The sequence below is a fragment of the Epibacterium sp. HA2-3 genome (assembly GCF_055693725.2).
Window position 1 is genome coordinate 353,111 of record NZ_CM172490.1, and the last position, 11,304, is coordinate 364,414.

Sequence of the window (11,304 nt, forward strand, 5' to 3'; positions counted from 1 at the left end):
CCGAGACGATCCGTGTGCATCGGCTCGGGATAATTCTTGACAGATTTAATAAATCATTTTAGAGGCCGCAAGAGTGAACGCTGAAAGATCGGTATATTTCGATCCTTGAGGCGCAAGATACCAAGCCAGCCCCGGGCGAGCATGCGGAATCCAACTGCAGAAAGAACATGGGGACGACATGCAAATCAAAGACATGCGCGGGGTGCTTTTGTGCTCCGCTTCGGCAATGGCATTGGCGCTGAGCGCACCGGTGGCGAAGGCTCAGGACGCAAGCGAAGAGGACGGCTTCCTCGGGCTCTTGGTGCTTGGCAACAACAAGCGCGAGGTGCAGACCGACACCGCAGCGCCTGAAACGGTCATCAACGCCGAAGAAATTCAGGACCGTCAGGCCAGCAGCATTGCCGAGCTCATCGACACTGTGCCCGGTGTGGCGCTGGTGAATTCCGGCACCCCGACGGGGGCGGGGATCAACATTCGCGGACATGGTGCGGATGGCACCTATGGCGCCAACCAAAAGGTCCAGATCCAGATCGACGGGGCCTCGGTCGGCTCCGAGGAGCTCTATCGCATCGGCACCCAATTGACGACCGATCCTGAGCTCTATCGCGAGGTTTCCGTCATTCGCGGCACTGTGGGGTCGTTTGAATATGGCTCCGGGGTGATTGGCGGCGTGGTGCGGCTTGATACGATCAATGCCTCGGATCTCACCGATGGTCAGGTCGGTCTCTCGGGACGGCAGACGCTGGGCTATCACGGCAATTCGAACGCGCGGATCTCATCGACGATCCTGGGCTGGCAACCCACTGAGAACCTTGAGTTCTTGTTCAACTACACGCGGCGCGAGCAAGATGATTACACCGATGGCAACGGGGATGTCGTCAGCGATACCGCCTCTGAAGTTTCATCGCTGCTCTTGAAAGGCAAATACAGCTTTGGCGACAATGCGGCGCAATCTCTGACCCTGTCGTTCAATGAGAGCACATCGGACGAAAAAGACGTCCCCTATGATGCATTTGCCGGCAATGCGGCCTTTGGAAATGTGGACCGCCTGACCGAGACCAAATCGGCCGTGCTGGAATATGCTTACAACCCGCTGGGCAATGATCTGGTCGATCTCACGGCGACGCTGTCCTATGCGGATCAATATATCGAGCAAGAGCAGGTGAGTGGGACGCCCTTTGGTATTCAGGACGCCGATCACCGCTATGAGACAACCAAGCTCACTGTGAAAAACAGCGCTTTGTTTCAGGCGTTTGGTGTCAAACACACCCTGCGTGCGGGGGCTGAAATCCTGCGAAAGGAACGGTTGAATGCGGCGTCGGCCCCGGGTGGTACGGATCAACGGCTGGCGCTCTTTGCGATTGATGAGCTTGATTTCGACAATGGCCTGACGGTGACACCGGCGCTGCGCTACGAACGCCAGGAGATCGAGGCCAGCACGGATGGCAACAACATCCGCGCGGGGGAGACCTTCAACAACAGCGCGCTCATGGGCGGGATCTCTGCACGCTATGCGTTCCAGAACGGCTTTGCGGTCTTTGGCTCGGTCGCCTATACGGCCGGTTTCCCGATCATCGACGATGTTGATTACGCCGACTATCCGACCTTGATGACCCAGACTGAAAAAGCGGTCACGCATGAGATCGGCGCGTCCTTTGACCGGGTTGGCGTATTTGCCTCCGATGATGTTGTGATGGCCAAGGTGAACCTCTGGCAGACCAGACTCTGGGACTACACCTCGTCGGGATCCAGCTTTGCCGAGTTTGACCGTCAGGACACCAAGGGCGTGGAGATCGAGGCCTCTTACAGCCATATGTCGGGGTTCTATGTGGATATGAACGCCAACATCAGCAGCGGCCATTGGACCAAATTCCGGAGCGGAACCAATGAGCGCTATCGCGAGCGCTATGATGGCATGCCGCCCACCAATCTGGCGCTGACCCTCGGCAAGAAGTTCAACGAACAGCTCGATGTGTCCTGGGAAGGCGCGTTCTTCAAGCGGTTCGAAGACACCCCCGGGTTTGCGGTGCACAACCTGCGGGCCTCTTACGACATCGACACGGGGTTCTTGAAAGAAGCCAAGCTACGCGTGGGCGTCGATAACCTTTTTGACAAGCAATATCAGACGCATCTGGCGACGCGCCCGGCGCCGGGTCGCAACATCAAAGTGTCGCTGACGGCGGCTTTCTAACCAAGGAGCAGAGACGAAGATGATGATCCAAAGCCAGGTTTACAAAGCCGTATGCGCGCTTGCTGTCCTCACCTCCCTCGGGGGGGCAGCCATGGCGCAGGACACGGCCACCCCGCCAACGGCCGTCCCTTCACCGGTCGGCGTCGCGATTGAACTCAATGCGTTGCAGGATCAGGCGGGTGCATGCCGTCTGTCTTTCATGGCGCAAAACAAGGCACAGATCGCCATTGAGACAGCCGTCTACGAGGCCGTGCTGTTTGATCGGGCCGGAGAGGTGATGCTTCTGACGCTCTTTGATTTTCGCGAGTTGCCGGCCGGGCGTCCTCGGGTGCGCCAGTTCGATCTTGCAGGCGTGGCCTGCGCGGATCTGGGGCGGGTGCTCATCAACGGAGCCAGCCAATGTCAAAGCAGCGGTGACGGTGATCTCTGCGAGGCGGGGCTTGGCCTGTCCAGCCGGACGGAAGTGGAGTTGTTGGGATGAGTGAGATCAGGGAGCTCTGGACGGCAATGAAGGCGTCCTTGCTGGAGGTGGTGGAGATCGGCGGGCCGGTGGTCGTGGTGCTTATTGTACTGTCGATCATCAGTGCGGCGACGGTGTTATACAAGCTCTGGCAGTTCCGGCGCTCGGGCGTGGGGCGTCACCGGCGCATTTCCATGGCGCTGGAGGCCCATGAACGCGGCGATGCCAAGACCGCCCGCGCGCTGTTGGCCCAATCATCAAGCTATCTGGTTGCGCTCCTCCAGCGCGCCATGCAAGGCGGCGCTGGCCCAGATCATGCAAGACAGTCGGATCGTTGTGATGCGGAGGCGGAGGCCCTGTTTTCGCGCCTTGAAACCGGGCTTGGGTTTCTGGATCTGGTGGCGCAACTTGCGCCGCTTATCGGGCTGTTTGGCACCGTTCTGGGGATGATCGAGGCGTTTCAGGGACTTCAGGCTGCGGGCACCTCGGTTGATCCCACTGTTCTGGCCGGGGGCATCTGGGTTGCGCTTTTGACCACGGCTGCGGGGTTGGCGGTGGCGATGCCTGTGGCTGCCGTGTATGGCTGGCTCAGCGCAGCGGTGGAGCGTGACCGGGTGTTTGCCAATCACGCGTTGCGTCGGGTCTTTGCGCCCGACGCGCTCACACTAGCGCAGTTGAGCCCGAAAGAGGCCGCCTGATGGCACTGCGCGTGGGATGTAAAAAGAGGCGCAGACTGTCGATGACTTCGCTCATCGACGTGATCTTTCTGCTACTGTTGTTTTTTATGCTCTCTTCGACGTTTTCGCGCTTTGGCAGTGTCGACCTCATGGCCGCCAACGCCGGATCGGGGCGTTCCGATGAGACGCGTCCAGTGTTTTTGAAACTCGAGCCCACGCAGATGTCGCTGAATGGTGAAGCACTCGCTCTTGAGGGGCTTGGGATGCGCCTTGACGCCTTGCGGGCGCAACGGCAGGGAACGCCGCATCAGTTGTTGCTGAGCCTGTCCGGCGCGGTGACCTCACAGCGTTTGGTTGACGTGCTCGCGGTTTTGCGTCGCCAGCCGGATCTCGCCGTGACGGTGGTGGAGTAACCCATGCCGATAGAACGACGCACGAAAAAGAGCCACCGAGAGCCGACGATTGCGCTCATCAACGTGGTGTTCCTGATGCTGGTCTTCTTCATGGTGGCAGGATCGCTTGCGCCCTCACTGGACCCAAGGGTGCGCCTGGTGCAAGCCTCAGAGCTGGAGGCCGCACCCCCGCCGGACGCTCTGGTGATCCGGGCCGATGGTAGCCTGCATTTTCGCGGTGCCGAGCTCACCTCTCCTGAGGCCTATGTGCGCATCATCTGGGAAGAGGAAGACGCCTTTACCGCGCGTCTGGTGCCGGACCGCGCCCTGCCGGCCAGCACGCTTTTGACCATCGCAAAGGAACTGCGCCGGCTTGGCGCAGAACGGGTGACACTCTTGTCAGAACAGAGCCTCACATGATTGCGCGTTCGCCTTTGATTGCCTGTGTATCGCTCTTTTGTGCGCTGGCTGCCCATGCGGCTCTCCTGGTGGATCTCGAAGAGACCGCTGTGGAAATCGAAGGGGGGGACACCCAAGCGCCCGCAGCGCTGGGCAGCAGTTTTGCGGACCTTGTTCAGGGCACTGCTACAACTGTCGAGGCTGATGCCACGCGCCACACCACGCCGGTTGAGTCTGTTTCCCCCGCGCCGACAACGCAGGTGAGCGCCACACCACTCGCGCCGGTTCCCACGCCCGCTTCTGCGCCGCGCTCTGCTGCGGTCTCGGCGCCTGTGATGCCTGCTGTGCCCCCCGTGACGGAGGCTTCGCCCTCGCCGATTGCTGCGGCGGTGGCTCCCGTCCAGGCCCCAGCCCCCGAGGTTCAGCCCGACCGGGCCGAGGTTCCAGACAGCGCTTCAGAGCTGGCACCTCAAGAGAGCCCGCGCCCGCTGCGCCGCCCCGAAGCTGCGCCACAGGCACGCGACAAGGCGGAAACGCAAGCCCCGGCAGCACCTGCGCCGCGCGGCAACAGCACCCTCAACGCCCGCGCGGGCAGCGAGACGGGCGCAGAACAACAGCGCGCGAGCCAAGCCGCCAGCACCCGGCCTGCAGCGGGCAGTGGCGCGGGGAATGCGGCGGCGTCCAATTATCCAGGGCAGGTGATGCGCAAGATTTCCCGCGTGCGCAAACCCCGGACCTCGGTGCGGGGGGTGGCGCATGTGTCCTTTGTGATCGGCAGCGGTGGACAGTTGGCGTCGGTGCGCATTCGCAAGAGCTCCGGCTCGACAGAGCTCGATCAACTGGCGCTGCAGCAGATCCGCAGAGCCGCGCCGTTCCCGCCGCCACCCGTGGGCGCGCGGACGCAATACTCTATTGCGATCAAAGGCCGTTAGCGCCAGCGCGGATCGGCCAGTTCGGATTGAAACCGGCGCGGCATCAGACCGGCCTGAAACCATTTGAGAAAGCTCTCGATGGAGTAGACGGGCAGGCCGGTTGCGCGGCGGATATCATAGGCGAAGGGCACCATATTGGTGCATTCCAGCACGATGGCGCCGACCTCGGGGTGGGTGGTGCATAGCTGCTGTGCTGCGTCCAGCAGATCGGCGCGGCAGGCCTCGATGTCGATCTCAAGTCGGTCGTTGAGAAAGCCATCGCAGAAGGCGCGCCCCTCTTCGGTGCCGACAACAGGCGTGTCTGCCGCGACGCCCGCTGCGGCCAAATGCGCCTCTGTAAGGGCGGGGCAAGAAACCGTGATGATGCCAACCCTTTGTCCAGCCGGAAGCATGGCTTGCACCATTGGAACCTGCATCAAAGAGGAGGCCGCGACTGGCACGCCGAGCGCATCCTTGATCTGGTCCTGAATGAGCGACAGGTACCCGCAGGTTGTGGTGATCCCATCACAGCCCATATCGACCAGATCGCGGCCAGCGGCGATGAAATCCTCGACCAGCGCCCGCGGGTCCTGCCGCACGGCGCGATCCGGTGTCGCCCCGCGTACAACACGATATTGCATCGGAAAATCAAAGCTTTCTGCATGGCCGATGTCACCGGGTATGCGGGGAAAGCGTGTTTCCAGCATCAACACGCCGATGCTCGCGCCATAGACCGTTTTGCCGCCGCGTTGCATGGCTATCTCCGTTTTCGTTCTGCGGGCACCAAGGGCCGCCCCTCTACCGAATAGTGCTGCAATTCGCCAAGGAGGAGGTCAAGAAACTCCTTGCCCAATTGCGACATGGGACGCGATTTTGAAGTGATCACGCACATATCCATGCGAATTGTCGGGCGAAACGGGCGCGTGATGACGTCACCCTGCATGTCATAGTCGAACATGAACCGATCAAGGAGCGCCACGCCCATGCCCTCTTGCACAAAGCTCAGAAGGTTCTTGAACAGATGCGAATGCACGCGGGTGCGCAATGGCACGCCTGCGTCCTGAAAGGCTTCGCGCAGACGCCGGTGGGTCATGTGGTCCTGCCCCATCACAATAAAGGGCTCGCCTGCCAGCAGCTCCGGAGTGAGCACCTCATGACGGGCCAGTGGGTTGTCCTTGTGGAGCGCCAGCATGGTTTCCACATAGAGTGGGTAAACCGTGAGCGTATCGTAAAGGAGCGGCATCTCGCAGACGCCGATCTCAAACAGCCCGTTCCAGACCCATTCCTGCACCTTGCTGGAATATTGTGATTGAAAGGAGATGTTGAGCTCGGGCCGATCTGAGGCAAAGCGCGCGATCAACCGGGGCATAAAGCCAAAGGACATCGCGTGCTGGGAGGCGATCTGCAACTGGCCAAGCTTGCGGGTCTTGAGATCCACCATGGTCTGCGTGACCTTGCTCATCCCGCGCATCACAGTGTCGACCTCTGCAAAGAGAAGCTCTGCTTCGGGGGTAGGCAGGAGCCGCCCGTGAAGCCGCTCGAACAAAGCCATCCCGGCCTGATCCTCAAGTTGAGACAACAGGTTGGAGACGCCGGGTTGCGAAATCCCCAAGAGCCCCGCCGCACCCGTCACGGTGCCGGTCTCCACGATGGCGTGAAAGGCCTGAAGCTGGCGAAAGCGGAGTTTCATGACGGGTACATAAGTTTTGATGATGCTCTCATGATCAAATAGTATTTGAAATGATGACCTATTGTCGACAGTCTCTCAGGGAACAAGGTTTGGGGACGTGAGATGGCAACTCAGCATATTGTTGTGGTTGGTGCAGGCATCATGGGGGCCGCGAGCGCCATCTGGCTGCGCCGGGCGGGGCTGGAGGTGACTCTGGTGGACAAGGGGCGGCCCGGCATGGGGGCCTCTTATGGCAATGCCTGTATTCTGGCGCGTTGCGCGATGGTTCCTGTGACGACACCGGGGCTGATCGTGAAGGGGCCAAAGTATCTGTTGGACCCGAACTTTCCGCTCTATCTGCGGTGGTCCTATTTGCCCAGTCTGTTGCCCTGGCTTGGGCGCTATCTGAAACACGCAAATGATCAGGACACCCGGCGTATCTCGCAAGGGCTCGCGGGGATTGTGGGCGACAGTGTCGAGCAGCACAAAGCGCTCACCGATGGGATGCCTGCGGCCAAATGGATCCAGGACAGCGATTACAACTTTGTCTACCGCGACCGCGCGGCCTTTGAGGCGGAGTCTTATGTGTGGTCGCTCAGGCGCGAGGCAGGGTTTGAGCCCGAGATCATTGAAGGCGATGACGTCCACGCGCGCGAGCCGATCCTGTCGCGGGACATGCGGCTTTTGGCGGTCAACAAGGACCACGGCTATATCCTCAACCCCGGCAACTATGTGCAGGATCTGGTGCGCCAGCTCGAGGAGATGGGCGGGCGGTTTGTTCAGGCCGAAGTGAAGGATTTTGACCTCATGGGAGGGCAGATCACCGCGGTGGACACCGATCAGGGGCGCATCGCCTGTGATCGGGCGGTGCTCTCGGCGGGGGTTTGGTCGGCGGCGCTTATGAAGCGGCTGGGGCTCGACGTTCCGCTGGAGGCAGAGCGCGGCTATCATATCGTCTTTAAGGACCCAAGCCAGCTGCCAACCGCGCCGATGATGCTGACCGAAGGCAAATTCGTGGCCACGCCGATGGATCAGGGGCTGCGCTGTGCGGGCATCGTGGAGTTTGGCGGGCTGAGCGATGTGAAGTCCAAGAAGCCGCTTGAGATGCTGCGCCGCACCGTCGCGCGCACATTCCCGAACCTCAGTCACTCTGCCGAGGAAGAATGGCTGGGCTTTCGTCCCGCCCCTTCAGACAGCCTGCCGCTTATTGGTGAAGTGCGCGGCAGCGGTGTCTTTACCGCCTTTGGGCATCATCACATCGGGTTGACAGGTGGGCCAAAGACAGGCCGACTGGTCGCGGATATGATCACGGGCAACTGGCCCAATGCCGATACCAGCGCCTTTGATCCAATGCGCTTTGCAACGCAATAACAAGAAACGAAAAACGAACCAACACGGGAGACAAATCAATGATCAAAATGACACTCAAGACCACTGTTGCCGGCGCTGCGCTGGTACTGGCAGCCGGGGTGGCACAGGCCGAGAAATGGGACATGCCGATGGCTTATGCGGCCTCGAACTACCACTCCGAGATGGGTGTGGTCTTTGCCGACAAGGTGCGCGATTACACCGGTGGAGAGATCGACATCACCGTGCATCCGGGCGGCTCGCTCTTCAAGGGCGGCGAGATCAAGCGCGCGGTGCAGACCGGACAGGCCCCGATTGGCGAACGTTTCATGTCGGCCCACGCCAATGAAGAGCCTCTCCTGGGTTGGGACAACCTGCCGTTTCTTGCCACCACCTATGCCGAGAACGACAAGCTCTGGTCTGTGGCCAAGGACAAGGTGAACGCGGCGCTTGCGGATCAGAACCTGGTCACGCTCTACACCTGCCCATGGCCGGGTCAGGGGTTCTACTTCAACAAGGAAGTGACCTCCTCTGAGGACACGCAAGGGGTGAAGTTCCGCTCCTATAACACCGCCACCGCGACTTTTGCCGAAGAGCTCGGCATGATCCCGGTGCAGGTGGAAGCCGCCGAATTGAGCCAGGCGCTTGCAACAGGCGTGGCCGAGGCATTCATTTCCTCCGGCTCCACTGGCTATGACCGCAAGGTCTGGGAACAGCTGAGCCACTACTACAAAGTGAACGCCTGGCTACCACGCAACTACGTGATGGTGAACAAGCAGGTCTGGGACGGGCTGAGTGCCGAAACCCAGGGCGCCATCCAGAAAGCCGCGGATGAGACCGGCACCGCCTGCGCTGCGAAATCCGAAGAGCTGGCCAACTGGTACTTCGAACAGCTCGAGGCCAATGGCATGACCGTGGCCGACGCAGGCCCGGAGTTCCTTGCGGAGTTGCAGGCGATTGGCGCCAAGATGACAGACGACTGGCTGGCATCGGCGGGCGAGGACGGTCAGGCGATCGTGGACGCTTTTAAGGCCAACTGAACCGTATTGCCGCCTTGGCCTTCGGGGCGAAGGCGGCAGCTGTCTGAGATCCGTCTCAGCGGGCGCGAGGGGCAGACCCTCGCGCAGCAGCTCCCTCATTCAAAGGACTTGTTATGCGAGACTGGCAACCTGTTCTGGGCCTGCCTCTGTGGGTATGGCTTTTTGTTGTGCCAAGCGGCCTGATGCTGTTGTGCCTGTTTAAACCCGAGCCGATGCGGCGGGTGTTGCGGCCTTGGTGGGCGTTTCTTGACCGGATCTACAATGGAGCAGGTGTGGTCGCGGCGGTGTTCATGGTGACGATCCTTCTGCTGATCGTCGGACAGATGATCGCGCGCTGGGCGTCGCTGACCTTTCCCGGCTCTACCGAATACGCGGGCTATGCCATGGCGGCCACGTCCTTTTTTGCGCTGGCCTACACGCTCACACATGGCGGCCATATCCGGGTGTCGATCTTTCTCAATATCGGCGGGCGCCATCATTTCTGGCTGGATGCGGGGGCAATGCTGATTTCGGCGCTCACCGCCACGTATTTCGCCCGCTACGCTATCAAGACAAACCTGTTGTCGCATATGCTCAACGACCGCACGCAAGGGCAGGATTACGCGCCTGAATGGCTGCTGACCCTTGTGTCGATGTTTGGCACATGGCCGTGGAACTGGGGGCAGCTTTGGGCCGAAAGCGGATCTGGATGGGTCTACACTCCCGTCTGGCTACCGCAGCTGCCGATGTCGATCGGCACCGTTCTGTTGGCGATCGCGCTTTGGGATTACCTGTCGCGGATGCTGGTCACAGGCGCGCCACAGATCAAAGGGGAGGCTCTGGAATGAGCGAGATCTACACCACAGTCATTTTCCTCTTTGTGCTGTTTGCGCTTCTGGGCGGGTCGGTCTGGATCGGTCTCGCGCTGATGGGCGTGGCCTGGGTCGGGATGGAGCTTTTCACCACCCGTCCGGCAGGGGATGCGATGATCACAACCATCTGGAGCGGCGCGTCGAGCTGGACGCTCACGGCCCTGCCGCTCTTTATCTGGATGGGAGAAATCCTGTATCGGACCCGATTATCGGAGGACATGTTCCGGGGACTTGCACCATGGATGCGGTTCCTGCCGGGGGGGCTTTTGCACACCAATATTGCCGGTTGCACAATCTTTGCTGCGGTCTCGGGATCATCTGCGGCGACGCTCAACATGGTTGGCAAAATGTCGATTCCGGAACTGCGCGCGCGCGGCTATCCCGAGTATATGATCATTGGCACGCTTGCGGGCGCGGCAACTCTCGGCCTGATGATCCCGCCGTCGCTGACTCTGATCGTCTATGGCGTGACCATAAATGAGAGCATCACCAAGCTGTTCATGGCGGGGGTATTTCCGGGTCTCGTGCTTGCCGGGCTCTTTATGCTCTATATCGTGGGCTGGCACTTCTTTGGCCCGGGCGAACGCCCGAAGCCGGAGCCCCGTCTGACATTTGGTGAGCGGATTGCCGAAAGCCGGTTCCTGCTTCCGCTCTTCGGGCTCGTCTTTGTGGTGATTGGCTCCATGTATATGGGTTTTGCCACCGCAACCGAGGCGGCGGCCGTGGGGGTTCTGGGTGCTCTTGGGCTGTCCTTGATGCAAGGGAGTCTCAGCTGGGGAACCTTTGTCGAGAGCCTGATGGGCGCGACGCGTACCTCGGCGATGATCGCCTTTATCCTGATGGGGGCTGCATTCCTGTCGCTGTCGATGGGCTTTACGGGTCTGCCGCGGGCGCTGGCAGGCATGATCGAGAGCTACAACCTGTCGCCCATTGCGCTCATTGCGGTGCTGACGGTGTTCTACCTGATCCTCGGCATGTTCATGGATGGGCTGTCCTCGGTGGTTCTGACCATGGCCATTGTGGAGCCGATGATCCGGCAGGCCGGGATTGATGTGATCTGGTTTGGTATCTTCCTCGTGGTGGTCATCGAGACCGCACAAGTAACGCCACCGATCGGCTTCAATCTCTTTGTGCTGCAGGGCATGACCCGGCACGAGATCTCCTACATCGCCAAAACCGCTGTGCCGATGGTCGCGCTGATGCTGTTGATGGTGGTGATCCTGGTGGTCTGGCCGGAGCTCGCAACCTGGTTGCCAAACAACATCCGCTGATCCGTCAAAACGCCAAAGGCCCTTCTGCGTGAAGGGCCTTTGTGCGCAGCGCTGTGCTGTCTTGCGTGCGCTGATCTTTCAAAATTTAGCGAAATC

At 60.5% G+C, this 11,304-nt stretch carries 12 protein-coding genes; 10 read left to right on the forward strand and 2 right to left on the reverse strand.

The window, feature by feature from the left end:
• Positions 1-178 precede the first annotated feature (178 nt).
• The 6 genes from ACZ1HH_RS01755 to ACZ1HH_RS01780 are packed head-to-tail and all read left to right on the forward strand — an operon-like array spanning position 179 to position 5,051.
• Positions 179-2,191, forward strand: coding sequence for a TonB-dependent receptor domain-containing protein (locus ACZ1HH_RS01755; RefSeq protein WP_472637139.1), 2,013 nt, complete (start codon positions 179-181; stop codon positions 2,189-2,191).
• 19 nt (positions 2,192-2,210) lie between these two features.
• Complete coding sequence (locus ACZ1HH_RS01760; RefSeq protein ID WP_487320345.1) at positions 2,211-2,672, forward strand: hypothetical protein; 462 nt, start codon at positions 2,211-2,213, stop codon at positions 2,670-2,672.
• On the forward strand, positions 2,669-3,349 hold the full coding sequence (locus tag ACZ1HH_RS01765; RefSeq protein WP_472637141.1) for a MotA/TolQ/ExbB proton channel family protein: 681 nt from the start codon (positions 2,669-2,671) through the stop codon (positions 3,347-3,349). The genes ACZ1HH_RS01760 and ACZ1HH_RS01765 overlap by 4 nt, the downstream gene beginning before the upstream one ends.
• Positions 3,349-3,741 carry an ExbD/TolR family protein gene (locus ACZ1HH_RS01770; protein WP_472637142.1) on the forward strand — a complete coding sequence of 131 codons (393 nt, stop codon included), beginning with the start codon at positions 3,349-3,351 and terminating at the stop codon, positions 3,739-3,741. The genes ACZ1HH_RS01765 and ACZ1HH_RS01770 overlap by 1 nt, the downstream gene beginning before the upstream one ends.
• Before the next feature lie 3 nt (positions 3,742-3,744).
• Positions 3,745-4,140, forward strand: coding sequence for an ExbD/TolR family protein (locus ACZ1HH_RS01775; RefSeq protein WP_416367853.1), 396 nt, complete (start codon positions 3,745-3,747; stop codon positions 4,138-4,140).
• A complete protein-coding gene (locus ACZ1HH_RS01780; RefSeq protein ID WP_487320346.1) occupies positions 4,137-5,051 on the forward strand; it encodes an energy transducer TonB family protein in 915 nt (304 codons plus the stop codon). The genes ACZ1HH_RS01775 and ACZ1HH_RS01780 overlap by 4 nt, the downstream gene beginning before the upstream one ends.
• On the opposite strand, the gene ACZ1HH_RS01785 is transcribed toward ACZ1HH_RS01780, so the two are convergent.
• Together ACZ1HH_RS01785 and ACZ1HH_RS01790 are read right to left on the reverse strand one after the other, a co-directional pair.
• The gene (locus tag ACZ1HH_RS01785) at positions 5,048-5,785 is read right to left on the reverse strand and encodes an aspartate/glutamate racemase family protein (protein ID WP_472637144.1); all 738 of its coding nucleotides are present in this window, start codon (positions 5,783-5,785) and stop codon (positions 5,048-5,050) included. The two genes, ACZ1HH_RS01780 and ACZ1HH_RS01785, sit on opposite strands and share 4 nt — an antisense overlap.
• A gap of 2 nt (positions 5,786-5,787) precedes the next feature.
• Positions 5,788-6,720, reverse strand: a complete 933-nt coding sequence (locus ACZ1HH_RS01790) for a LysR family transcriptional regulator (RefSeq protein ID WP_011537702.1) — start codon at positions 6,718-6,720, stop codon at positions 5,788-5,790.
• 102 nt (positions 6,721-6,822) lie between these two features.
• Between ACZ1HH_RS01790 and ACZ1HH_RS01795 the strand changes: the two genes are divergently transcribed.
• The 4 genes from ACZ1HH_RS01795 to ACZ1HH_RS01810 all read left to right on the forward strand — a co-directional run bounded on the left by ACZ1HH_RS01795 (position 6,823) and on the right by ACZ1HH_RS01810 (position 11,208).
• Positions 6,823-8,070, forward strand: coding sequence for an NAD(P)/FAD-dependent oxidoreductase (locus ACZ1HH_RS01795; RefSeq protein WP_472637145.1), 1,248 nt, complete (start codon positions 6,823-6,825; stop codon positions 8,068-8,070).
• 38 nt (positions 8,071-8,108) lie between these two features.
• Complete coding sequence (locus tag ACZ1HH_RS01800) at positions 8,109-9,086, forward strand: TRAP transporter substrate-binding protein (RefSeq protein ID WP_472637146.1); 978 nt, start codon at positions 8,109-8,111, stop codon at positions 9,084-9,086.
• Between the two features lie 113 nt (positions 9,087-9,199).
• Positions 9,200-9,913, forward strand: coding sequence for a TRAP transporter small permease (locus ACZ1HH_RS01805; RefSeq protein WP_044026654.1), 714 nt, complete (start codon positions 9,200-9,202; stop codon positions 9,911-9,913).
• Positions 9,910-11,208, forward strand: coding sequence for a TRAP transporter large permease (locus ACZ1HH_RS01810; RefSeq protein ID WP_011537706.1), 1,299 nt, complete (start codon positions 9,910-9,912; stop codon positions 11,206-11,208). The genes ACZ1HH_RS01805 and ACZ1HH_RS01810 overlap by 4 nt, the downstream gene beginning before the upstream one ends.
• The last annotated feature ends 96 nt before the right edge of the window (positions 11,209-11,304 follow it).